Raw genomic sequence first — 26,364 nt, forward strand, 5'->3', positions numbered from 1 at the left:
TCACAGGGCGTCGTCGTCCTTGACGAGGTCGTCCAGAGCGAGGCTGATCAGGCTCTCCGCGTCCATGGCGTCGATCGATGCGCGGCCGTCCCCGTCCTGCTCCGCCGCCCCGTCGGCGCGCACGCCCGCGAGCCGCAGCAGCCCCTCCATGAGGCCGGACTCCTTCAGATCGGCGAGCGGGATCGTGGCGAAGGCCCGGCGGACCGACTCCTCGTCCGTGCCCCCACCGGTCGGTGCGGTCTCCGTCGTCTCCGGGGCGAGCTGTCCCGCCAGTTCGACGGCGAGGACCGACGGGCTCGGGTGGTCGAAGATGAGCGTGGCGGGCAGCCTGAGGCCGCTCACCTCGTTGAGCCGGTTACGGAACTCCACCGCCGTGAGCGAGTCGAACCCCAGCTCGCTGAAAGCCAGTTGAGGATCGATGTCGCCGGTACCGAGCACCGCCTGTGCCTGTTCGGTGACGACGTCGAGCAGCGCGGCTGTCCGCTCGTCGGGCGTCAGTCCGACCAGGGCGGTGCGCAGCGCCGCCGATGCGGTGGAAGCGGCGCAGGCCGGCCGGCGGGAGGGCCGGACGAGACCGCGCAGCGGCGGCGGGATCCGCCCGCCGCGCGCCATGGCACCCAGGTCGAGGGCGGCGGGCATCAGGACCGGTTCGGGCCGTCCGGCGCAGGCGTCGAAGAGGGCGAGTCCCGTCTTCTCGTCGAGCGCGCTCACGCCGCCCTGCGCCAGTCGGCGCGTATCGGTGTCACCGAGGCGGTCGGCCATGCCGCCGCTGCCCGCCCACGCGCCCCAGGCCAGGGACACGGCGGGCAGCCCGAGCGCCGACCGGTGGGCGGCCAGCGCGTCCAGGTAGGCGTTGGCCGCCGCGTAACCGGCCTGTCCGGGGCTGCCGAGGAGACCCGCCGCCGAGGAGAACAGGACGAACGCGCCGAGGTCCAGGTCCCGCGTGAGCCGGTGGAGGTTCCAGGCGGCGTCCACCTTCGGCCGCAGGACGGCGGCCAGGCGCTCGGGGGTGAGGGTGGTGAGGGTGGCGTCGCCCAGGACGCCCGCGGCGTGCACCACGGCGGAGACGGGGTGCTCGGCGAACACCTCCGCCAGGGCGCCGGGATCGGCGGCGTCGCAGCCGACGACGGTCGCCTCGGCGCCCAACTCTGCGAGTTCCGCCACGAGTTCGGCCGCTCCTTCGGCCTCCGGGCCGCGCCTGCTGAGGAGTACGAGGCGGTCCGCGCCGTGCGTGGTGACAAGATGGCGGGCCACCAGCCGGCCGAGCGCGCCGGTGCCGCCGGTGATCAGGACCCCGCCGCGCCAGTCGGGTGCGGTGGGCGCGGGGATGCGCGGGGCCCGGACGAGCCGGGGTACGGCGAGCGTTCCGTTCCGTACGACGACCTGGGGTTCGCCGGACGCGACGGCGGAGGCGACTGCCTGGGGCAGCAGCGCCCATGACGCGTCCGCGAGGTCGGTGTCGACCAGCACGACGCGGTCCGGGTGTTCGGACTGGGCGGACCTGACGAGGCCCCAGGCCGCCGCCGCTCCCGGATCGGCGTCCGCGCCGCCGTCACCGGCGATGGCGCCCGACGTCACGACGGCCAGGGTGGTGTCCGCGCGCCGCTCGTCGGTGAGCCAGGCGCTCAACCGGCCGAGGAGTACGGCGAGTGAGTCGTGGACCTCGGCGGGTTCCGCGCCCGAGGCGTAGGGCAGGACGACGGTGTCGGCGTCCGGTGCCCCGTCGAGCGAGTCCGCCGTTGTCACCCGGCCGACCCGGCCCGTGAGGGCATCCACGAGGTCACCGCCGGTGGCGCCGACGACGGCCCAGTGCCGGCCGGACAGCGCTGCCGCTCCCGGCAGTTCGCGCACCGGCAGTTCGGCCCAGCCCTGGGTGAAGAGGGTGTCCTCGCCGTCGGCCGCACGTGCGGCGAGGTCGCGGGGCGGCTCCCGGAGGGCCAGTGAGCCGACCTGGACGACGGGCGTGCCGAGCGTGTCGGTGGCCTCGACGCGTACGGCTCCGGGGCCGTTCGGCCCGATCCGTACCCGCAGGGCGGTCGCGCCCGTGGCGTGGAGCCGTACACCGCTCCACACGAAGGGCAGGGCCAGCCGCTCGGCCGCGCCCTCGCGCAGTCCCACGGCGTGCAGCGCGGCGTCGAACAGGGCCGGGTGCAGTCCGAACGGGCCGACGGGGTCCGCTTCCTGATCGGCCGTCACCTCGGCGAAGACCTCGTCGCCGAGTCGCCAGGCGGCGCGCAGCCCTTGGAACGCGGGGCCGTAGTCGGCGCCGATCCCGGCCAGCCGCTCGTACATACCGGTCACCTCGACCGGCTCCGCGCCCACCGGCGGCCAGACGGCCGCCTCCGTTCGCGGGGCCGGGTCGGTGGCGGGCCTCAGCATCCCTGCGGCGTGCTCGGTCCAGGGGCCACCGGCGACCGGGGAGGAGTACACGTGGAACGGGCGCGCGCCGCTCTCGTCGGGGGCGCCGACCGCGCACTGGATCGGGACGGAGCCCTTCTCGGGCAGGAACAGCGGTTCGGCGAGGGTGAGTTCGCCGACGGTGTCGCATCCGGCGCGGGCACCGGCCGCGAGCGCCATCTCGACGAAGGCGGTTCCGGGCAGCAGGGTGGCGCCGCCGATGGTGTGGTCGGCCAGCCAGGGGCGCTCGCGGGGCGACAGGGTGCCCGTGTAGAGGGTGCCGCCGGATCCGGCGAGGTCCACCTCGCTGCCGAGCAGCGGGTGTCCGCCACCGGCGCCGCCCGTCCGCGGCTCGCTGTCCATCCAGTACCTGCGGCGCTGGAAGGCGTAGGTCGGCAGGTCGACACCGGCGCCGCCGGGCAGCAGCCGTGCCCAGTCGACGTGGCCGCCGCGCACGTGCAGCGCGGCGAGCGCCGCGACGACCGAGGACGGCTCGTCGCGGTCCTTGCGCAGTGCGGGCACCACGAGCGCGTCGCCGGTCAGGGAGCCCACGGCCATGGGGGTCAGCGCGGCGCCCGGCCCCACCTCCACGAACCGCCGCACGCCCGCCTCCTCCAGGCCGCGTACGGCGTCGTGGAACCGTACGGCCTCACGGGCGTGCCGCACCCAGTAGGCGGCCGTACGGAGGTCGTCCTCCGCCGCCGGGGCGCCGGTGAGCGCCGAGACGACGGGCAGCCGGGGCCGGTGGTAGGTGACGCTGTTCGCGACGTCCTCGAACGCGGCGAGCATCGGGTCCATCAGCGGTGAGTGGAAGGCGTGGCTGACGGTCAGTTCCCTGGTCCGCCCGAAGCGGCCTGCCAGGGCGCGTACGGCGTCGGCGCCGCCCGAGACGACCACCGCGTCGGGCCCGTTGACGGCGGCGATGCCGACGCCTTCGGTGAGCAGCGGCCGGATCTCGTCCTCCGTCGCCTTGACGGCCACCATGACGCCGCCCGGCGGGAGTTGCTGCATCAGCCGGCCGCGGGCGGCGACCAGGGCGCAGGCGTCCTCCAGCGTGAGGATCCCGGCCACGTGCGCGGCGGCGAACTCGCCGACGGAGTGGCCGGTCACGATGTCGGGTGTCACGCCGAGGGATTCGAGCAGACGGTGGAGCGCGACCTCGACGGCGAAGAGGGCGGGCTGGGTGAACTCCGTCCGGGCCAGGGCCTCTTCGGACTCCATGACCTCGGCGAGCGGCTGGGGGAGCAGCGGGTCGAGGACGCCGCGTACGTCGTCCAGGGCGCGGGCGAAGACCGGGAAGGCGGCGGCGAGTTCGCGCCCCATGCCCGCGGTCTGGGAGCCCTGCCCCGAGAAGAGGAAGGCGAGTCTGCCGTCACCGGCGGTCCCGGTCAGCACGGTGGGCGCGCCGGTGCCGTCCGCCAAAGCCCGCAGCCCGTCGAGGAGTTCGGCCGGGGTACGGCCCACGACGGCGGCGCGGTGCGGGTGGTGGGCGCGGGTGGTGGCGAGGGCGCCGGCGACGGGCCGGGCCCCGCCGAGGAGGTCCCCCGCCGGGTCGGCGTTCTCGCGCGGAAGACCCTCGAAACGGTCGAGCAGCCGGGCGGCCTGGGCGCGCAGGGCTTCGGCGGTGTGCCCGGAGATCAGCCACGGCACGGTGTCCGGCGCCGCCGGGGTGTCACCGGCTCCGGTGGCCGAGGGCTCCGGCGCGGGTTCGGCCGCCGCCTCGATGACCACGTGCGCGTTGGTGCCGCTGAGACCGAAGGAGGATATGCCCGCGCGCCGGGGCCTGTTGTCGTACTCGGGCCACTCGCGTGACTCGGTGAGCAGCCGTACGTTGCCGTCCTCCCAGTCGATGTGCCGGGACGGCGCGTCGACGTGCAGGGTCGGCGGCAGGACGCCGTTGCGCAGCGCCTGCACCATCTTGATGACGCCCGCGACACCGGCCGCCGCCTGGGCGTGGCCGATGTTGGACTTCACCGAGCCCAGCCACAGCGGCCGTTCCTCGCTGTGTTCGGCGCCGTAGGTGGCGATGATCGCCTGCGCCTCGATCGGGTCGCCGAGGGTGGTGGCGGTGCCGTGGGCCTCGACGGCGTCGACGTCGGCGCCGGTGAGCCCGGCCGATTCGAGCGCCTTGCGGATGACCTTCTGCTGGGCGGGCCCGTTGGGCGCGGTGATTCCGTTGGAGGCGCCGTCCTGGTTGACGGCCGTGCCGCGCAGGACCGCCAGGACCCGGTGGCCGTTGCGGCGGGCGTCGGAGAGCCGTTCCAGTACGAGGACGCCGGCGCCCTCGCTGAAGCCGGTGCCGCCCGCCGAGTCGGCGAAGGACCGGCACCGTCCGTCGCTCGACAGCCCACGGTGGCGGCTGAACTCGACGAAGACTCCCGGCGTCGCCATCACGGTCACGCCACCGGCCAGCGCGAGCGAGCAGTCGCCCTGGCGCAGCGACTGGGCGGCGAGGTGCATGGCGACGAGGGACGAGGAGCAGGCGGTGTCCACGGACAGGGTCGGGCCTTCGAGACCGAGGGTGTAGGCGATGCGCCCGGACACGACGCTGCCGGAGCCGAAACTGCCGAAGTAGTCGTGGTACATGACGCCGGCGAAGACTCCGGTCTGGGAGCCGCGGAGTGTCGCGGGGTCGATCGCGGCGCGCTCCAGGGCCTCCCAGGAGGTCTCCAGCAGGACGCGCTGCTGCGGGTCGGTGACGAGGGACTCCTCGCCGTCCATGGCGAAGAACCCGGCGTCGAAGTCGGCGGCGCCGTGCAGGAATCCGCCTTCGCGGGTGTAGCTGGTGCCGGGGCGGTCGAGGGTGGGGTCGTACAGCGCGTCGAGGTCCCAGCCCCGGTCGTCGGGGAAGTCGCCGACCGCGTCGGCGCCGTCGGCGACGAGCCGCCACAGGTCCTCGGGGGACTCGACGCCGCCGGGGAAGCGGCAGCCCATGCCGATGACGGCGATGGGTTCGTCGGGGTCGGCGGCGGACCGGCCGGTGCCCGCCCGCGTGGTGCCGGTGGCCGCGCCGGGCTCCAGGTTGTCGGTGAGCTGGGCGAGCAGGAAGCCGGCGAGCGCGGTGGGCGTCGGGTGGTCGAAGACGAGCGTCGCGGGGAGCCGGAGTCCGGTGGCCGCGCCCAGGCCGTTGCGCAGTTCGACGGCGGCGAGCGAGTCGAAGCCCAACTCCTTGAAGGGGCTGGTGCGATCGACCGCGTCGGCCGAGCGGTGGCCGAGGATGGCCGCGACCTGGGAGCGGACGAGGTCGACGAGCAGCGGTTCGCGCTCGCTGTCGAGGAGTCCGGCGAGCCTGCCGCGCAGCGAGTCGGCGCTCTGTCCGCCGCCCGCCGCCGCTGCCCCGCGCCGTACGGGGACCAGTCGGCGCAGCAGCGGCGCGAGCGCGTCGCCCTGGGCGCGGAGACCGGCCAGGTCGAGTTTGACCGGCAGTAGTGCGGGCTCGTCCCCGGCGAGGGCGGCGTCGAAGAGGGCGAGTCCTTCCTCGGTGGCCAGCGGGGCGACTCCGCCGCGCGCGATACGGGACTTGTCGGTGCCGTCGAGCGCGCCGGTCATTCCGCTCGCCTGCTCCCACAGTCCCCAGGCCAGGGCGTGCGCGGGCAGTCCGCGGGCGCGGCGGTGCACGGCGAGCGCGTCGAGGAAGGCGTTGGCCGCGGCGTAGTTGCCCTGACCGGGCGAGCCGAGGGTGGCGGCGGCCGAGGAGAACACGACGAACGCCCGCAGTCCGAGGCCGGCGGTGAGTTCGTGCAGATGCCAGGCGGCGTCGACCTTGGGCCGGAAGACGGTGTCGACGCGCTCCGGGGTGAGGGAGGACAGGACGCCGTCGGCGAGGACGCCCGCGGCGTGCACCACGCCGGTCAGCGGCGCCTGTTCGGGAAGGGCGGCCAGCACGGCGGCGAGCGCGTCGCGGTCCGCGACGTCGCAGGGCGCGGTGTCGACCTCGGCTCCCAGCGCGGTGAGTTCGGCCACGAGTGCGTCGTCGGCGCCGCGCCTGCTGAGCAGCAGGAGCCGTCGTACGCCCCAGTCGGTGACGAGGTGCCGGGTGATGACGCGGCCGAGGGCGCCCGCGGCGCCGGTCACCAGCACGGTGCCCCCGGTCAGGTCGGGGCGGGCGTCGCGGGTGTCGTCGGCGGGTGCGGTCCTGACGATCCTCGGTACGGACAGCGCGCCGTTCCCGTCGGCGGCCAGGTGCGGTTCGCCGGTGGCGAGGGCGGCGGCGGCCAGGCCGTCCGGCAGCGGTCCGGCGGCGGGTCCCGCGTAGGACAGGAGCACGATCCGGTCGGGGTTCTCGGTCTGCGCCGAGCGCACGAGGCCGCCGACGGCCGCGCCCGCGAGGTCGGTGCCGGTGACCACCAGCAGGTGGGCGTCGGCGCTCGTCTCGTCGGCGAGGGCGTCGCCGAGTTCGCCGAGGACGGCGTCGAAGCTCGCGCGTACCCCGGCGGCGTCCGTGCCGGCCGGTGCGCGCAGGATCCTGACGGGGCGGTCGGGCGCTGTGTCCGCCGGGTCGGCCGGCGTGATCGGTGCGACCGGCTCCCAGGCGACCCGGTGCAGCGAGCCCGCCAGGTTCACGCGCGCGGCGGCGGCGATCTGTTCGGTGGAGATCGCGCGCAGCGCGAGGGAGCCGACGCTCGCCACGGGGGCGCCCGTCGGGTCGGTGAGGTCCAGCGCCACGGCGCCGTCCGGCCCGGCGCCGTCGGCGGGGCGCAGGCGCACGCGCAGAGCGGTCGCGCCTGTCGCGTGGAGCTGGACGCCGGACCAGGCGAACGGCAGGAGGGCGGCGTCGCCCGCCGCGTCGGTGAGGCTGACGGTGTGCAGGGCCGCGTCGGCGAGCGCCGGGTGCAGACCGTAGCCGTCGGTCTGCTGGTCGAAGGCGACCTCGGCGTAGATCTCCGCGCCGAGCCGCCAGGCGGCCTTGAGGCCCTGGAAGAGGGGCCCGTAGGAGAGCCCGACGTCGAGCAGCTGCTCGTAGAGCCCGTCCAGCGGGACCGGTCGGGCGCCTTCGGGCGGCCACACGGCGAGGCCGGGGTCGTCGGTGACCGGTGTCGCGGCGGCGAGCAGTCCCTCCGCGTGGCGGGTCCAGGCGAGGTCGTCGCCGGGGCTGTCGGGGCTCTCGGGGCGGGAGTGGATGGTGACGGGGCGGTTGCCGTGGCCGTCGTCGGCGCCGACGACGGTCTGGAGCTGTACGGCGCCCTGCTCGGGCAGGACGAGCGGTGCTTCCAGGGTGAGTTCGGCGATCCGTCCGCAGCCGACCTGGTCGCCGGCGCGCAGGGCGAGTTCGAGATGGCCGGTGCCGGGGAAGAGGATCTGGCCCGCGACGACGTGTTCGGCGAGCCACGGGTGCGTACCTGCGGACAGCCTGCCGGTGAGGACGACACCCTGGCCGTCGGCGCGCGCCATGGCCGCGCCGAGCAGGGGGTGCCCGGTGCTGTCGAGTCCGGCGGAGGTGACGTCGCCGTTGCCGGAGACGCTGTCGAGCCAGTACCAGTCGTGCTGGAAGGCGTACGACGGCAGGGGGACGCGGCGCGGGGCGTGTGCGGCGAGGACGGTGTCCCAGTCGACGGCGGCCCCGCCGGTGAAGGCCTCGCCGAGCGCGGTGACGAAGCGGGTGAGTCCGCCCTCCTCGCGGCGCAGCGAGCCGACGGCGGTCACGGACTCGTCGGTCTCGCGGACGCCGATGGTCAGGACCGGGTGCGGGCTGGACTCGACGAAGAGGGTGTGGCCGGCGGCGACGGCCGCGCGGGTGGCCCGCTCGAACAGGACGGTCTCGCGCAGGTTGGTGAACCAGTAGGCGGCGTCCATCGTGGCGGTGTCGAGGAGTTCGCCGGTGACGGTCGAGTACAGCGGTACGTCCGAGGTACGGGGGCTGACGTCGGCCAGGTCGGTCAGCAGCCGGGCCCGTAGCGTCTCGACGTGGGCGGAGTGCGACGCGTAGTCCACCGGGAGCCGCTTGGCGCGGATGTTGTCGGCCTTGAGGCGTGCCTTCAGCTCGTCCAGTGCCCCGGGGTCGCCGGAGACGACGACGGACGCGGAGCCGTTGACGGCGGCGACCGAGACCCGGCCGTCCCACGCGGCGATGCGCTCGCCTATCTCGTCGGCGGCGAGGGCGACGGACATCATGCCGCCGCTGCCCGCCAGGTCCTCGGCGATGGCCTTGCTGCGCAGGGTGACGATGCGGGCGCCGTCCTCGACGGAGAGCGCCCCGGCGACGACGGCCGCCGCGATCTCGCCCTGGGAGTGGCCGATGACGCCGGCGGGGCGTACGCCGTGGGCCGCCCAGGTGTGGGCGAGGGAGACCATCACCGACCAGAGCAGCGGCTGGACGACATCGACGCGGTCGAGCGGTCCGCTCAGCTCCGTCATCGGGTCCCAGTCGATGTGCGGGGCGCAGGCGGTGAAGCACTCGTGCATCTTGGCCGCGAACTCCGGTGATTCGTCCAGGAGTCCGGTGGCCATACCGGTCCACTGGGAGCCCTGGCCGGGGAAGACGAACAGCGGCCTGGCGTGCCCGGCGGCGGTGCCCTCGACCAGGCCGGGGGCGGTGGCGCCGGCGGCCAGCGCGGCGAGTGAGTCGCGCAGTTCGGCCGCGTCGGCGCCGACGACGACGGCGCGGTGGGCGAAGTGGCCGCGCGTGGTGGCCAGCGAGTGGCCGATGTCGGCGGGACGCGCGCGCGGGTGGGTGTCGAGATGGGCGAGCAGGCGGGCGGCCTGTGCGGGCAGCGCGGCGGGCGACTTGGCGGTCAGCACCCACGGCACGGGGGCACCGGCCCCGGCCTCCGCCGACGCGTCCGTCTGCGCCTCCGTCGCCGCGTCCGTGTCCATGTCGCTCTGTACGGTGGCGGGTTCGGGCGCGCGCTCGATGATGACGTGGGCGTTGGTGCCGCTGATGCCGAACGAGGACACCGCCGCGCGGCGCGGCCTCGTACGGTCGGGCCATGCCCGCGCCTCGGTGAGCAGTTCGACCTCGCCCGCCGTCCAGTCGACCTGGTCGGAGGGCTCGTCGACGTTGATGGTCCTCGGCAGCACGCCGTGCCGCATCGCCATGATCATCTTGATGACCCCGGCGACACCGGCGGCGGCCTGGGTGTGACCGATGTTCGACTTGACCGAGCCGAGCCACAGGGGCTCGTCCGTCCGGCTCTGCCCGTACGTGTTGAGCAGCGCCTGCGCCTCGATGGGGTCGCCGAGGGTCGTACCGGTGCCGTGGGCCTCGACCACGTCGACGTCGGACGGCCTCAACCGGGCACTGGCCAGGGCCTGTTCGATGACGCGCTCCTGGGACGGGCCGTTGGGCGCGGTGAGTCCGTTGGACGCGCCGTCCTGGTTGACGGCGGAGCCGCGCAGCACGGCCAGTACCTCGTGCCCGTTTCGCCGTGCGTCCGACAGCCGTTCGACGGCGAGAACGCCGACGCCCTCGCCCCACACGGTGCCCCCGGCGGAGGTCGCGAACGCGCTGCACCGGCCGTCGGGGGCGAGCGCGCCCTGCCTGCTGAACTCGATGAAGGTCTCGGGGGTCGCCATGACGGCGACACCGCCGACGAGCATCAGGTCGGACTCGCCACGGTTCAGCGACTGCGCCGCGAGGTGGAGCGCGACGAGCGACGACGAGCAGGCCGTGTCGACGGAGAGCGTCGGGCCTTCCAGACCGAGGGTGTAGGCGACGCGGCCGGTCACGATGCTGCCGGTGCCGAAGGCGCCGAAGTAGTCGTGGTACATCACCCCGGCGAAGACGCCGGTCCTGCTGCCCTTGAGCGAGGCGGGGTCGATGCCCGCGCTCTCCAGGGCCTCCCACGAGGTCTCCAGCAGCAGCCGCTGCTGCGGGTCCATCACCAGCGCCTCGCGCGGCGAGATACCGAAGAACGCGGCGTCGAACTCCCCCGCGTCGTGCAGGAATCCGCCCTTGTGCACGTAACTGGTGTCGGGGCGCTGCCGCGTGGGGTCGTAGACACGGTCGGTGTCCCAGCCCCGGTTGGAGGGGAAGGTGGTGATCGCCTCGGTCCCGTCGGCGACCAGCCGCCACAGGTCCTCGGGGGTGCGTACGTCGCCGGGGTAGCGGCAGGCCATGCCGACGATCGCGAGCGGTTCGTCGGTACGGCGCCGCGTGTCGCGGCCGGCCGGGCGCCGGAGCGTCGGCGTGTCGCCGACCTTCGTACCGAGGAAGGCCGCGAGCGCGGCGGCGGACGGGTAGTCGAAGACGAGGGTGGCGGGCAGCCGCAGGGCGGTCTCCGCCGCGAGGGAGTTACGCAGTTCGATCGCGGCCAGCGAGTCGAACCCGGAGTCCTTGAAGGCGCGTTCGGGGTCGACGGCGTCCGGTGAGGCGTGGCCGAGGACGGCGGCGACGTGGGTGCGTACGGTGCGCAGCAGCGCGTCGGCGCGTTCCTGTTCGCCGAGCGCGGCCATCCGCTCCGTGAAGGGCACGTCGGCGCCCTCCGCCAGGGCCTCGCGGCGTACCGTGCGGCCGGTCAGCGAACGGAAGACGGGCGCCACCGCAGCGCCCTGGGCGCGCAGGGAGGCGGTGTTGAGCCGGACGGGTGCGAGGGCGGGCAGACCGGAGCCGAGGGCGAGCGAGAAGAGGGCCGCGCCGTCCTCGGCGGAGAGCTGGGCCATGCCGCCGCGGGAGATCCGGGCGAGGTCGGCGTCGGCGAGGCTGCTGGTCATACCGCCGAGCGGGGTCCAGGGGCCCCAGGCGAGCGAGAGGGCGGCGGCGCCGTGCGCGGACCGGTGCGCGGCGAGCGCGTCGAGGAAGGCGTTGGCCGCCGCGTAGTTGCCCTGGCCGGGCGAACCGACGACGCCGGCGACGGAGGAGAACAGCACGAAGGCGCGCAGGTCCAGGTCCGCGGTGAGTTCGTGCAGGTTCAGCGCGCCGTCGGCCTTGGGCCGCAGTACGGCGTCGAGTCGCTCCGGGGTGAGGGCGGAGACCACCCCGTCGTCCAGGACACCGGCGGCGTGCACGACTGCGGTGAGCGGGTGGGCGGCGGGGATCCGGTCGAGCAGCGCGGCGAGCGCCGCGCGGTCGGCGACGTCGCACGCGTGGACGGTGATGTGGGCGCCGAGCGCGGTGAGTTCGGCGACGAGCGCGTCGTCGGCGCGTCCGCTCCTGCTGACCAGTGCGAGGTGGCGGGCGCCGTGGGCGGAGACCAACTGGCGGGCGATGACCGGGCCGAGGCCGCCGGTGGCGCCGGTGAGCAGCACGGTCCCGTCCGGGTCGAGGGCCGCGCGGTCCCCCGTCGGCAGGGTGCCGGTGGTGAGCAGCCGGGGCGCGTGGGCGGCGCCCTCGCGGACGGCGATCTGGTGCTCGCCCGAGGCGAGCGCGAGCGGTACGGCGAGATCCGCGTCGGCCGCCGGGTCGAGGTCGAGGAGGGTGAAGCGGCCGGGTGTCTCGGACTGCGCCGAGCGGACGAGCCCCCAGACGGCTGCGCCCGCGAGGTCGGCCACGTCCTCGCCGCCGACGGACACGGCGCGGCGTGTGACGACGACCAGCGGGCGCGGATCGTCCTCCTGGAGGGCGGCGAGCGCGGTGTGCGTCGCGGCGTGAACGGCGCCGGCGTCCGCGCCGGGCAGGCTGTGCAGGACGCGGGGGCCACCCGCACCGCCCTCCCCCGCGAAGTCGGGGTCCATGTCGGTGTCGGAGTCGGTGCCCGTGTCGTAGACGTCGTCGCCGTCGCCGCCCGTGTCGCCGAGCCAGGGCACCGGCTGCCAGCCGGTGCGGTACAGCGCGTCGGTCACCCGGGCGCCGTCCGCGTCCTCGTCGCCCCGCAGATTGGTCAGCGGCCGGGCGGCGAGGGAGGCGACCGTCGCGACGGGTGCGCCGGTGGCGTCGGCCAGGTCGAGGGTGAAGGTGTCGATGCCGGTGGGGACGAGCCGGGCGCGCAGCGCCGACGCGCCGACGGCGTGCAGGGAGACACCCGCGAACATGAAGGGCAGGCGCGCGGTGTCGTCGTCGGAGCCGTCGCCGAGCAGCGCGAGGGCGTGCAGGGCGGCGTCGAAGGCGGCGGGGTGGAGACCGAAGGAGGCGGCGTCCGCGGCGGGGCGCTCGTCGAGCCGTACCTCGGCGAAGAGTTCGTCGCCCCGGCGCCAGGCACCGCGCAGGGCGCGGAAGACGGGGCCGTAGTCGAGGCCGGACGCGGCGTGCCGCTCGTAGAGGCCGGTGAGATCGAGGGCTTCCGCCTCGGGCGGGGGCCACTCGCTCAGCGGTTCACCGGGCGAGTAGCCCGGCGCGCCGGCCGGCGCTGCCGCCTCGCCGAGGAGTCCCCCGGCGTGCAGGGTCCAGGGCCGGTCGGCGGTCGCGTCCTCGGGGCGCGCGTGGACGGCGACGGTACGTGTGCCGTCGGTACGGGGCGGGCCCACGGCGACCTGGACACGCACGGCCTCGCCCGCCGGTACGACGAGGGGCACCTCCAGGGCGAGTTCTTCGAGCCGGCCACTGCCGACCTGATCGCCCGCGCGGATGGCGAGTTCGACCATGGCGGTGCCGGGCACCACGATCCGGCCGCCGACGACGTGGTCGGCGAGCCATGGGTGGGTGTGCGCCGAGAGACGGCCGGTGAGTACGGCCCCGTCGGTGTCGGCGAGCAGGGTGGCGGCGCCGAGCAGCGGGTGGTCGGCGGAGTCGAGTCCGGCGGAGGAGACATCGCCCCCGGCCGTCGCGGGATCGGCCCAGTAGCGCTCACGCCGGAAGGCGGTGGTGGGCAGCGCGACCCGGCGGGCGCCCTGGAAGAGGGCTCCCCAGTCGACGTCGAGTCCGGCGGTGTGGAGCCGGCCGACGGCGGTGAGCAGTGTCTCGGCCTCGGGGCGTTCGCGCCGCGCGGTGGCGGCCAGCACGGCGTCGGCGGATTCCAGGCTCGCGCGGGCCATGGCCGTGAGGACCGCGTCGGGGCCCAGCTCCAGGAAGCGGGTGACACCGGCCTGTTCGAGGGTCCGGACGCCGTCCTGGAAGCGGACGGTGTCCCGTACGTGCCGGACCCAGTGGCCGGCGGTGGCGAGCGCGTCGCCCGCGAGGGCTCCGGTCACGTTCGACACGACGGGCACGGTGGGCCGGTGGTACGTGAGGCTCTCGGCGACGGCGCGGAACTCCGCCAGCATCGGTTCCATCAGGGGCGAGTGGAAGGCGTGCGAGACCGCGAGTCGCCTGGTCTTGGCGAAGTGGGCTGCCAGCTCGGTGACTTCGGCCTCGGCGCCGGAGACGACGACGGCGTCCGGTCCGTTCACCGCCGCGATGCCGACCCGCTCCGACAGCAGGGGCAGGACGTCCTGTTCGGTGGCCTGGACGGCGATCATGGCGCCGCCCGCGGGGAGTTCGCGCATCAGGCGGCCCCGGGCGGCGACGAGGGTGCAGGCGTCGTCCAGCGTCAGGACCCCGGCGACGTGCGCGGCGGCGATCTCGCCGATGGAGTGCCCGGCGAGATAGTCGGGCGTGATGCCCCAGGACTCCACGAGGCGGTACAGCGCGACCTCGTGGGCGAAGAGCGCGGCCTGGGTGCGGTCGGTCCGGTTCAGCGGTTCGGTGTCGCCTGTGTCGGTGCCGCTCCCGGTTCCGGTTCCCCTACCGGTGCCGCTCCCGGTTCCCGTACCGGTGCCGAAGACGGTCTCGCGCAGGCCGTCGTCGAAGCGGGCGCAGATCTCGTCGAAGGCCCGGGCGAAGACCGGGAACCGGTCGTGCAACTCCCGCCCCATTCCCGTCCGTTGGGAGCCCTGACCGGTGAAGAGGAAGGCGGTGAGCCCCTTGGCCGCGCGGCCGGTGACCGTACCGGGCGCGCCGTCGGCGACCCGGCCCATGCCGTGCAGCAGCGCGTCGCGGTCGGCGCCGATGACGACGGCGCGGTACTGCTGCGGGGTCCGGGTGGTCGCGAGGGCGTGGGCGACATCGGCGGGGTCCCGCTCCGCCACCGCCGCGACGATCCGGGCGGCCTGCTCGCGCAGTGCCTCCTCGGTCCGGCCCGACACGAGCCAGGGCAGCGGGGACGGCGCCACGCGCGGCCCGGGGGCCGCCTGCTCGTCGGCGGGTACCGGCTCGGGCGCCTGCTCGATGATGGTGTGCGCGTTGGTGCCGCTGACGCCGAAGGAGGAGACGGCCGCGCGGCGCGGCCGGCCGGACTCGGGCCAGGGCCGCTTCTCGGTGAGGAGGCGGACGTCGCCCTCGGTCCAGTCGACCCGCGTCGACGCCTCGTCGGCGTGGAGCGTCTTCGGCAGTACGCCGTGCCGCAGCGCCAGCACCATCTTGATGACTCCGGCGACACCGGCGGCGGCCTGGGTGTGACCGATGTTCGACTTGACGGAGCCGAGCCACAACGGCCGCCCCCGCGGCCGGTCGTGGCCGTACGTGGCGAGCAGCGCCCGCGCCTCGATCGGGTCGCCCAGCGGGGTGCCGGTGCCGTGTGCCTCGACGGCGTCGATGTCGGCGGGCGTGAGACCGGCGCTGTCCAGTGCCTGGCGGATGACTCGCCGCTGGGAGGGGCCGTTGGGCGCGGTGAGTCCGTTGGACGCGCCGTCCTGGTTGACGGCGGAGCCGCGCAGCACGGCCAGTACCTCGTGGCCGTTGCGCCGGGCGTCCGACAGCCGCTCCAGTACGAGCATGCCGACACCCTCGCCCCAGCCGGTGCCGTCGGCGTCGTCGGAGAAGGACTTGCAGCGGCCGTCGAGGGCGAGCCCGCGCTGCCGGCTGAAGGCGATGAAGGAGTTGGGCGTGGTCATCACCGAGACGCCGCCGGCCAGGGCGAGGGTGCACTCCTCCTGCCGCAACGCCTGCGCGGCGAGGTGGAGCGCGACGAGCGCGGAGGAGCAGGCGGTGTCGACGGTGACGGCGGGGCCCTCGACGCCCAGGGTGTAGGAGACGCGGCCGGAGATGACCGCGGCGAGCGTGCCGGTGCCCAGCGCCTCGCCCTCGTCGGTGGAGCGGGCCAGCAGGTCGCGGTAGTCCTGGCCGTTGGTTCCGGTGAAGACACCGACGCGGGCGCCGCGTACGGAACCGGGCGCGATCCCGGCGTCTTCGAGCGCCTCCCAGGACGTCTCCAGCAGCAGGCGCTGCTGCGGGTCCATGGTGACGGCCTCGCGGGGCGAGATGCCGAAGAAGTCGGGCTCGAAGTCCGCGACGGACTCCAGGAATCCGCCCCGGCGCACATAACTCTTGCCGGCGGCGTCCGGGTCGGGGTCGTACAGGCCCTCCACGTCCCAGCCCCGGTCGGCGGGGAACTCCGTGATGGCGTCGGTGCCCTCGGACAGCAGCCGCCACAGCTCGTCGGGTGTGCTGACACCGCCGGGGAAGCGGCAGCTCATACCGACGATCGCGATCGGTTCCTGGTTCTCGGACTCGGCCTCGTGCAGCCTCCGGCGCGTCTCGTGGAGCTCCGCCGAGACCCGCTTGAGGTAGCTGAGCAGCTTGTCATCGTCTGTCATCGGATGTCGCCACTTCTGTGCGGAAGGGAGGGGGCCGTGGGCGTGGTGGACGGGCGGGTCCAGGTCACGCGGAGCCGAGTTCTCTGTCGATGAACGCGAAGACGTCGTCGGCGGTGGCCTCTTCGAGTTGTCCGGCGGCGCTCCCGCCGTCCGCGACCCGCTCGTCGAGACCGTTCAGCACGGCGCGGACCCGGGAGGTGACCCGGCCTTCCTGGAGGTCCTCGGCGGACAGATCGGCCAGTCGGGCCGCCAGCCGGTCCAGTTCGGCCAGGACGGAGTCCACGGACTCCTCGGCGCCCGCGAGTTCGGTGCCGAGGTACTTGGCGAGCGCCGCGGGTGTCGCGTAGTCGAAGATCAGCGTGGCGGGCAGCGGGACTCCGGCCGCCGCGCTGATGCGGTTGCGCAGGTCGACGGAGCTGAGCGAGTCGAAGCCGAGGTCGCGGAAGGCGGCGGTGGCCTCGACCCCGTCGGCGCTGCTGTGGCCGAGGACCGTGGCGGCCTGGCCGCGGACCAGCTCCTCCAGGGCGCGGTCGCGTTCGCCCGCGGTCAGTCCGGCCAGTTTCCGCGCGAAGTCGTCGGCGACGGGCGCGTCCGCCGTGGCGGGGGCCGCCTGTACTTCGGGCAGGTCGCCGAAGAGCGGCGCGGGCCGGCCGGCGGCGAACGCGGGCGCGAACTTCGTCCAGTCGACGTCGGCGACGGTCACGACGGTGTCGCCGCTCTCCAGGGCGCGGCGCAGCGCGGTCAGCGCGCGGTCCGGGTCGAGCTGCCGGATGCCCAGCGCCCGGCCCGCGTCGCGGACCGTGTGGTCGGAGGCCATGCCGCCGCCGCCCCAGGGGCCCCAGGCCACCGATGTGGCGGGGAGTCCGGTGGCGCGCCGGTACTCGGCGAGCGCGTCGAGTGAGGCGTTGGCCGCCGCGTAGTTGGCCTGTCCGGCGCCGCCGACGGTGGCGGTGAGCGAGGAGAACAGGACGAACGCGGAGAGGTCGGTGTCGGCGGTGAGTTCGTGCAGGTGCCGGGCGGTCTCGGCCTTGGCGTCGAGGACGGCGGCGAAACGCTCGGGGGTCAGGGCGTCGAGTACGCCGTCGTCCAGGACGCCCGCCAGGTGGATCACGGCGGTCAGCGGGTGGGCGGCGGGCACGGTGTCGAGGAGCGCGGCGAGCGCGGCGCGGTCGGCGGTGTCGCAGGCGGCGAGGGTGACCTGGACTCCGGTGGCGGTGAGTTCGGCGACGAGGTCACCGGCGCCCGGCGCGTCGGGGCCGCGCCGGCTGACGAGCAGGAGGTGTTCGGCCCCGTCGGCGGCGAGCCGGCGGGCGACGTGCTGTCCGACGGCTCCGGTGGCGCCGGTCACCAGGACGGTGCCGGTGGGCTGCCAGGGGGCGCCGCCCGGACGGTGCGGGGCGTGTTCGAGGCGCCGTGCGTAGGCGCCGGATTCGCGGACCACGATCTGGTCCTCGCCGCCGCCGGCGGTCAGCACGCCGGCGAGGAGGGCGGGGGTGCGGTGGCCCGGTTCGGCCGGGAGGTCGACGAGGCCGCCCCACCGGTCGGGGTGTTCGAGCGCGGCGACCCTGCCGAGCCCCCAGACCCCGGCCTGCCGGAAGCCGGTCGGTGTGTCGCCGGGCGCGTGCGCGACGCTGTCGCGGGTGACGCACCACAGGGGTGCGGGGATCCCCGCGTCGCCGAGTGCCTGGACCAGGGCCGCCGTGGTGGTGACGGGGTGGTCCGGCGCGAGCAGCGACAGCACGCCGTCTGGGCCTGTGGCGTCGGTCGTGTCCGCACGACTCGTGAGCAGCGCGGCGAGCGCGGCGCGGTCCTGGGCGTCGTCCGGCACCGGGAGCGTGTCGATGTCCAGTCCCCGGTCGGCGAGCCCGGTCAGGACGGTCTTGAGCCACGGGTCGTCGGCGGACGTCTGGGGTACGACGGCGAGCCAGCGGCCCCGTACGGCGGTGTCCGACACGGGGAGCGGGCGCCAGCCGACGCGGTAACGCCAGCCGTCCACCTCGGAGTTGGCCTGCCGCTTGCCGTGCCAGTCGGCGAGCGCGGGCAGCACGGCGCCGACCGCCCTCTCGTCGGTGACGCCGAGGGTCGCGGCCACCGCGCCGACGTCGCCGTCGGTGACGAGTTGCCAGAAGGCGTCGCCGCGCTCCGCGTCGGGCTGTCCGGGGGCTCCGAATCCGAGCGACGGCGCGTTCTCCCAGTGGCGGTCGCGCCGGAAGGGGTACGTGGGCAGCGGCACGCGCCGCGCGCCCGCGAACACCGCGTGCCAGTCGGGCCCTTGGCCGCTGGTGTGCAGCAGGCACAGGGCGTCCATGAGGGCCTGGGTCTCCGCGCGGTCCCTGCGCTGGGTGCCGATGACGTCGGGGACGACGTCCTGGGCCATGCCGGTGAGGATCGCGTCCGGGCCGACCTCCAGGAACCGGGTGGCGCCTTCGGCGGCGAGGGTGGTGACGCCGTCGTGGAAGCGGACGGAGCCGCGTACGTGGCGTACCCAGTAGTCGGGGGTGGTGAGTTCGGCGCCCGCGACGAGGCCGGTGACGTTGGAGACGACGGGCACCTTCGGCGGGTGGAAGGTGAGTGTGGCGAGGACGTCGCGGAAGGCGTCGAGCATGCCGTCCATGCGGTGGGAGTGGAAGGCGTGGGAGACCTTGAGCCGGTTCGTCTTCTCGAACCGCGCGGCGACGGCGAGGGCCGCCTCCTCGTCGCCCGAGACGACCACGCTCCGGGGGCCGTTGACGGCGGCGATGTCGACACCGTCGGTCAGCAGCGGGGCGACGTCGCTCTCGGGCGCGGCGACGGCGATCATGGCGCCGCCGGTGGGCAGGGCCTGCATGAGCCGGCCGCGCGCGGAGACCAGGGTGACGGCGTCGGGCAGGGACAGGACACCCGCGACATGGGCGGCGACGATCTCGCCGATGGAGTGGCCGCCGAGCAGGTCGGGCCGTACGCCCCAGCTCTCCAGCTGCCGGTGGAGGGCGGTCTCGAAGGCGAACAGCGCGGCCTGCGTGTACGCGGTCTGGTGCAGGAGCGCGGACTCGGGGTCGAACATGACGTCGCGCAGGGGCTGTTCGAGATGTTCGCCGAACGCCTCGGAGATCTCGTCGAGTACGCGGGCGAACACGGGGTGCGCGGCGTGCAGTTCGCGTCCCATGCCGGGGCGCTGCGAGCCCTGCCCGGAGAACAGGACGGCGAGTCTGCCCGGTTCCGGCACGGTCCTGGGGGTCTCCCGTCCGTCGGCCAGCGCGTCGAGCCCGGCGCGGAGTTCGGCCAGGTCGCGGCCGGTGACGGCGGCGCGGTGGGGGAAGGCGGAACGGGTGGTGGCGAGCGAGAGGCCCACGTCGGCGGGGTCGTACGGGTCGACGGTGTCGAGCAGCCGGCCCGCCTGCGCGCGTACGGCTTCCGCGGTGCGGCCCGACAGCACCCAGGGCACCACGGGCAGTTCGGGGCCGGGCTCGGGCCGCGGCGCCTCGGGCCCGGTGGCCTCCTCGACGATGATGTGCGCGTTGGTGCCGGAGATGCCGAAGGAGGAGACGCCCGCGCGGCGCGGCGCGTCGGCGGAGTCCCAGGGCAGCGCCTCGGTGAGGAGTTCGATGTCGCCCGCCGTCCAGTCCACGGCGGTGGAGGGCCGCTCGGCGTGCAGGGTCTTGGGGAGCACTCCGGCGCGCATGGCCATGACGACCTTGATGACGGCGGCCACTCCCGCCGCCGCCTGCGGGTGGCCCATGTTGGACTTGATGGAGCCGAGCCGGACGGGCCGGTCCTTCGGGCGGTCCTGGCCGTAGGTGGCGATGACGGCCTGCGCCTCGATGGGGTCGCCCAGGGTGGTGCCGGTGCCGTGCGCCTCGACGAGGTCGATCTGGTGCGGGGCGAGTCGCGCGTCGGCGAGTGCCTGGCGGATGACACGGATCTGCGCGGGGCCGCTGGGGGCGGTCATGCCGTTGGAGGCGCCGTCCTGGTTGATGGCGCTGCCGCGGATCACGGCGAGCACCTCGTGGCCGTTGCGGCGCGCGTCGGAGAGCCGTTCGACGAGGAGCATGCCGGCGCCCTCGGCCCACGCGGCGCCCGCCGCGTCCTCGGAGAAGGAGTGGCAGCGCCCGTCGGGCGACAGCGCGCGGCGCTCGCTGAACTCCACGAACATCTCGGGGCTCGCCATCACGGCGGCGCCGCCGGCGAGCGCGAGGGTGCATTCGCCCCGGCGCAGCGCCAGGCAGGCGTTGTGCAGGGCGACGAGGGAGGAGGAGCAGGCCGTGTCCATGGTGACGGCGGGGCCTTCGAGACCGAGGGTGTAGGCGATGCGCCCGGAGACGATGCTGCCGGAGATGGTGCCGCCGACGTAGTCGTGGTGCATGAGGCCGACGAAGACACCGGTCGGGGTGCCCTTCACGGAGAGCGGGTCGATGCCCGCCCGCTCGAACGCCTCCCAGGAGGTCTCCAGCAGGAGCCGCTGCTGCGGGTCGGTACCCGCCGCGTCCTTGGGGCTGATACCGAAGAAGGACGGGTCGGACTCGGCGGCGTCGTGCAGGAAGCCGCCGTGCCGTACGTAGCTCTTGCCGGGCACGCCGGGCTCGGGGTCGTACAGCGCGTCGATGTCCCAGCCGCGGTCGAGCGGGAAGCCGGAGACGACGTCGGTGCCGTCGGCGACGATCCGCCACAGGTCCTCGGGGGTGCGTGCCCCGCCGGGGTAGCGGCAGCCCATGCCGATGACGGCGATCGGCTCGCGGTACCGCTCCTCCAGTTCGCGCACCCGCAGGCGGCTTCGCTCCAGCTCGGTCGTGGCCCGCTTGAGGTAGTCGCGGAGCTTGTCCTGAGTGGCGGACTCTTCCATTACCGGGCTCCCAGTTCGTTGTCGATCTTCGCGAAGAGTTCCTCGTCGGTGGCGGATCCGAGGTCGGCGGGCCCGGCCCCCGGGCCGGCCGCGGCGTGGGTGTCGTACCAGGTGCGCAGCAGCGCCTCCAGGCGCGCGCCGACGCGGGCGTGGGCGCCGTCGAGGTCGGGCAGTGCGGTGAGTTCGGTTTCGAGCCGGTCCACTCCGACGAGCAGCGACCGGACCAGGTCGGCGGGGCCGGGGACGAGTTGTGCCTTGAGGTACGCGGCCAGTGCCAGGGGTGTGGGCCGGTCGAAGACGAGGGTCGCCGGGAGGGTGAGTCCGGTCGCCCTGCCGAGGAGGTTGCGCAGTTCCACGGCGGCCAGCGAGTCGAAGCCCATCTCCTGGAAGGCGCGGCCGGGCTCGACGGACCGCTCGGAGGTGTGCCCGAGTACACCGGCGACGTGGGTGCGGACGAGCGTGAGCAGGGCGCGGTCCCGCTCGTCGTCGGCGAGGGGCGCGAGCCGCTCCCGCCAGGGCGTACCGGCCTCGGCGGTGCCGGTCGCGGTGGTACGGCGGCGGGCGGGCCTGACCAGTGCGCGCAGGAGCGGCGGGATGCCGTCCGGGCGGGCGGCCACGGCCGGGGTGTCGATGCGGGTGGGGACCAGGACGGGGTCGGGGCCGCCGGCGGCGGCGTCGAAGAGGGCGAGGCCCTGGGCGACGGGCAGTGCGGGCAGACCGAGCCGGCCCATGCGTTCCAGGTCGGCCGCGTCCATCTCGTCGGCCATGCCGCCGGTGCCCGACCAGAGGCCGAAGGCCATCGACACGGCGGGCAGTTTCCCGGCGGCCCGGTGGGCGGCGAGGGCGTCGAGGAAGGCGTTGGCCGCCGCGTAACCGGCCTGGCCGCCGCCGACGAGCAGCGAGGCCGTCGAGGAGAGCAGGACGAAGGCGACCGTGTCCCGGTCCTTGGTGAGTTCGTGCAGATGCCAGGCGGCGTCGACCTTGGGCCGCAGCACGCGGTCGATCTGGTCGGTGGTGAGGCCGGTGAGGGTGGCGTTGTCGACGACACCGGCCGCGTGCACGACGCCCCGGATGTCGTGGGCGTCGAAGAGCGCGGCGAGTTGGCCCCGGTCGGCGGCGTCGCAGCGGGCGATGTCCACCTCGGCGCCGAGGGCGGTGAGTTCGGCGCGCAACTCCGTTGCCCCGGGGGCCTGTTCGCCGCGCCGGCTGGTCAGCAGCAGGCGTCTCACGCGGTGCCGGGTGACGAGGTGGCGGGCGATGACGCCGCCGAGTCCGCCGGTGCCTCCGGTGACCAGGACGGTGCCGGCGGTCTCCCACCGGGGCCCCTCCCCCGTCTTGGCGCGGGCGAGGCGTGGAACACGTATCTCCCCTTCTCCCACGAAGACTTCGGGTTCGTCGCAGCCGAGTGCCGCCGCCAGGAGACTTGCGGCGCCGCCCGGTTCGTCGCTGCCGGAGGGGAGGCGGTCGGTGTGCACCAGCAGGAACCGGCCGGGGTTCTCCGACTCGGCCGCGCGCAGCAGCCCGGTGAGCGGGGCGTGCGTGAGGTCGTCGTCGTGTACGAGGACGGCGAGGCGGGTGCGGGCGAGGCGTTCGTCGGCGAGGTGGGAGCGGACGGCGCCCAGGACGCGGTGCAGTCCGGCACGTGCTGCGGCGGGCACGGGTTCGGCGCCGGGGCCGGGGGCGGCGGGCAGCACGATCACATCGGGAACGGGCGTGAGGGCGGCGAGTTCACCGAGGTCCTGGTGGGCGGGGACGCCGAGGCCGAGGTCGGTGGCGCCCCATACGGCGGTACGTACGGGGGTGGGCGTGCCGCCCGGCAGCGGTACGCGTTCCAGGGCGAACAGCGACTCGTCGGCGCCCGCGGCGAGTTGGGCGGCGCTGACGGGGCGGGCGACGAGTCCCCGTACCGTCGCGACGGGCGTGCCGCGGCCGTCGGAGAGTTCGAGGGCGACACCGTCACCCTCGGACTCGGTCATGCGCAGCCGCAGCACGCGGGCGCCCGCCGCGTGCAGGGTGACCCCGCTCCAGGAGAAGGGCAGGACGGCCTCGCCCTCGGCGAGTTCGACCAGGTTGACGTGGAGGACGGCGTCGAGGAGCGCGGGGTGGAGTCCGAAGGCGGTGGCGCCGGCCGCGGGGTCCGCGCCCGCGTCCTGCGGGAGTTCGGCCTCCGCGAAGAGGTCGTCGCCGCGCTTCCACACGGCTTTCAGACCCTGGAAGGCGGCGCCGTAGCCGTAACCGACGCGGGCGAGCCGGGGGTAGAGGTCGCCGAGCGGGACGGGCTCGGCGCCCTCGGGCGGCCATACGTCCCCCTGGGCGGGGGGCGCGCCGTCCTGGTCCTGGTCGACGGCGAGGACGCCGTCGGCGTTACGGGTCCAGGGTGCGTCGGGCAGGTCGGCACGCCGCGAGAAGATGGTCAGCGTGCGGCGGCCGCCGGCCTCGGCGCCGACCGCGGCCTGCACGGCGACGGATCCGTCGGCGGACAGCAACAGCGGTGCGTGCAGGGTGAGTTCGTCGACAGCGGCGCAGCCGGAACGGTCGGCGGCCTGGACGGCCATCTCGACGAAGGCCGTGCCGGGCAGCAGCACCGACCCGAGGACCGCGTGGTCCGCGAGCCAGGGCTGGTCGGCGAGGGACAGCCGTCCGGTGAGCAACAGGCCGCCGGTGTCGGGGAGTTCACTGACGGCGCCGAGCAGCGGGTGGCCGGTGGGCTGCTGGCCGAAGCCCTGTACGTCACGGACTCCGGCGCCCGCCTCCAGCCAGTACCTGTCGCGCTGGAAGGCATAGGTCGGCAGGGTGGTGCGGCGGGGGCGGTGCGGTGCGAAGAAGGCGCCCCAGTCGACGGCGGAGCCCGCCGAGTGGAGGTGGCCGAGGGCGGCGACGAGGTCGCGCTCCTCCGCGCCGTCGCGGCGCATGGTGGCGACGGCGGCGATGTCTCCGTCGCTGTGGCTCTGGCTGTCGAGGCAGTCGCGGGCCATGGCGGTCAGGACCGCGTCGGGGCCGAGCTCCACGTACCGGCGCGCGCCCAGTGCGTGCAGGGCGGTGACGGCGGCGGCGAAGCGCACCGGTTCGCGGACGTGCCTCACCCAGTAGCCGGGGGTGGCGAGTTCACTGTCCGCGGCGGCTCCGGTGAGCGCCGAGACGATGGGGACGGCCGGCGGGTGGAAGGTGAGGGTGCGCACGACCCGTTCGAACTCGGCCAGCATCGGTTCCATCAGCGGTGAGTGGAAGGCGTGCGACACGCTCAGCCTGCGGCTCTTGGTGAACCGCGCGGCGACGGCGTCGACTTCGGCCGCCACGCCCGAGACGACCACGGACGCCGGTCCGTTGACGGCGGCGAGCGCGACGCCGTCCGTCAGGTGCGGCAGGACCTCGGCCTCGGTGGCGCGGATCGCCGCCATGGCGCCGCCCGCCGGGAGCGGGCGCATCAGCCGGCCGCGCGCCGTGACGAGCGTGACGGCGTCCGGGAGGGAGAGCACCCCCGCCACATGTGCGGCGGCGATCTCGCCGACGGAGTGCCCGGCGAGCAGGTCGGGCCGTACGCCGAGTGATTCGAGGAGCCGGAAGAGCGCGACCTCCACGGCGAAGATCGCCACCTGGGCGTGGTCGGTGCGGGTGAGCTGTTCGGCGTCGCCCTCGATCAGTTCGGCGAGGGGTCGCTCCAGATCGGGGTCCGCGAGCGCGGCGACGGCGTCGAAGGCGTCGGCGAACACCGGGAAGGCGGCGCGCAGTTCGCGTCCCATGCCGACACGCTGGGACCCCTGTCCGGTGAAGAGGAACGCCGTGCCGCCGTCGGTGACGCGCCGCGCGGTGACGGTGTCGAGTCCGGCGAGCAGTTCGTCGGTGGTGGCGCCGAGGACGACCGCGCGGTGGCCGTAGTGCGTCCGGGTGGTGGCGAGCGCGTATCCGACGTCGGCGGGAGGGGCACCGTCGGCGCCGGGGCGGGTGAGGTGGGTGCGGAGCTTGTGCGCCTGCGCGGTCAGCGCCTCCGGCGTACGGGCGCAGAGCAGCCACGGCACGGTGGCGGCGCGCGGGGACGGCGCGTCCGCCTCCGTCGCCCCGGGGACCGCTTCCGCCTCGGACTCCGGGGCCTGTTCGAGGATCAGATGCGCGTTGGTGCCGCTGATGCCGAACGAGGAGACCGCCGACCGGCGCGGCCGGCCGGTCGCGGGCCACGCCCGCGGTTCGGTGACGAGCGCGACGGCGCCGGACTCCCAGTCGACCTCGGTGGAGGGTTCCTCGGCGTGCAGGGTGGGCGGGACGGTGCCGTGCCGCATCGCCATGACCATCTTCATCACCCCCGCCACCCCGGCGGCGGCCTGGGTGTGCCCCAGGTTCGACTTCACCGAACCGAGGAGCAGGGGACGGTCGGCGGGGTGTTCGCGGCCGTAGGAGGCGAGCAGCGCGTGGGCCTCGATGGGGTCGCCGAGGGAGGTGCCGGTGCCGTGTGCCTCGACGACGTCCACGTCGGCCGGGGTGAGTCCGGCGCCGGCCAGCGCCTGGCGGATGACGCGCTGCTGGGAGGGGCCGTTGGGCGCGGTGAGCGTGCTGCTGGCCCCGTCGGAGTTGATCGCGCTGCCCTTGACGACGGCGAGCACCGGATGTCCGTTGCGCCGGGCGTCCGCGAGCCGTTCGACCACCAGCATGCCGACGCCCTCGCCCCAGCCGGTGCCGTCCGCCGACGCGCCGAACGCCTTGCACCTGCCGTCCGGGGACAGACCGCGCTGTCGGCTGAAGTCCACGAATGTCTCGGGTGTCGACATGACGGTCACTCCGCCGGCCAGCGCGAGCGTGCACTCACCGGACTGGAGCGCCCTGACGGCCCAGTGCAGGGCGACGAGCGAGGAGGAGCACGCGGTGTCGACGGTGACGGCGGGCCCTTCGAGCCCGAGCGTGTACGCGACCCGGCCCGAGGCGATGCTGGCCGCGCTGCCGTTGCTCAGATAGCCGTCGAGGTCGTCGGGCACGGTCGCGAGGCGGGTGGCGTAGTCGTTGTACATGACGCCCGCGAACACCCCGGTCCTGCTGCCGCGCAGGTCGGCGGGGAGGATCCCGGCGTTCTCGAACGCCTCGTGACTCACCTCCAGCAGCAGGCGCTGCTGCGGGTCCATGGCCAGTGCCTCGCGGGGGCTGATCCCGAAGAAGTCGGGGTCGAAGTCGGCGGCGTCGTGCAGGAATCCGCCGGTGCGCGCGTACGTCTTGCCGGGTGCGTCGGGGTCGGGGTCGTAGAGCGCCTCCACGTCCCACCCGCGGTCGGCGGGGAAGTCCGAGACCGCGTCGGTCCCGGACGCCACCAGGCGCCACAGCTCCTCGGGCGTGCTGACACCGCCGGGGTAGCGGCAGGCCATGCCCACAATCGCGACGGGTCCGTGGGCCCGCTGCTCCCACTCGCGCAGCCGGCGCCTGGCCTCCCGAAGATCGGAGGCCGTTCGCTTGAGGTAGTCGAGGAGTTGATCGTCGTTGTTCACCAACGCGCCATCCGATCGGAATCGAAGAAGCTCTCCGAGCAGCGGACGAGACGGCTTCGTGATCACGTCTCCCCGCTCCAGTGAGGCTAGGCAGGGGCCCGGAGGGCCAACACCCCCTAACCCCCCCAGCGGCCCGTGCGCGGTCCCGCCCGGTGATCCGGGGGCCGGCACGGCCGGCGTTCCGCGCGGCGCGGCGAGCGTTCGGGGCCCCGCCGTAGGGGCGCGTAGGGGCTGAACCGGGTCCGGTTCCCTCTTCTAATCTGCTGGCCGGAACCGCTTCTCATCGAGGGACAAGGGAGT

At 74.8% G+C, this 26,364-nt stretch carries 3 protein-coding genes; all 3 read right to left on the bottom strand.

The annotated features are described in order from the left end of the window. The 3 genes from GXP76_RS04460 to GXP76_RS04475 all read right to left on the bottom strand — a co-directional run bounded on the left by GXP76_RS04460 (nucleotide 1) and on the right by GXP76_RS04475 (nucleotide 26,064). Complete coding sequence (locus GXP76_RS04460; protein ID WP_242570086.1) at nucleotides 1-15,780, bottom strand: type I polyketide synthase; 15,780 nt, start codon at nucleotides 15,778-15,780, stop codon at nucleotides 1-3. A gap of 64 nt (nucleotides 15,781-15,844) precedes the next feature. Next, on the bottom strand, nucleotides 15,845-20,656 hold the full coding sequence (locus GXP76_RS35515) for a type I polyketide synthase (RefSeq protein WP_374359815.1): 4,812 nt from the start codon (nucleotides 20,654-20,656) through the stop codon (nucleotides 15,845-15,847). After that, nucleotides 20,599-26,064 (bottom strand): type I polyketide synthase, encoded by a 5,466-nt coding sequence (locus GXP76_RS04475; RefSeq protein WP_242570087.1) that lies wholly within the window; start codon nucleotides 26,062-26,064, stop codon nucleotides 20,599-20,601. The genes GXP76_RS35515 and GXP76_RS04475 overlap by 58 nt, the downstream gene beginning before the upstream one ends. Nucleotides 26,065-26,364: the final 300 nt, after the last annotated feature.

Source organism: Streptomyces sp. NP-1717, from assembly GCF_022695985.1.
Lineage (GTDB): Bacteria > Actinomycetota > Actinomycetes > Streptomycetales > Streptomycetaceae > Streptomyces.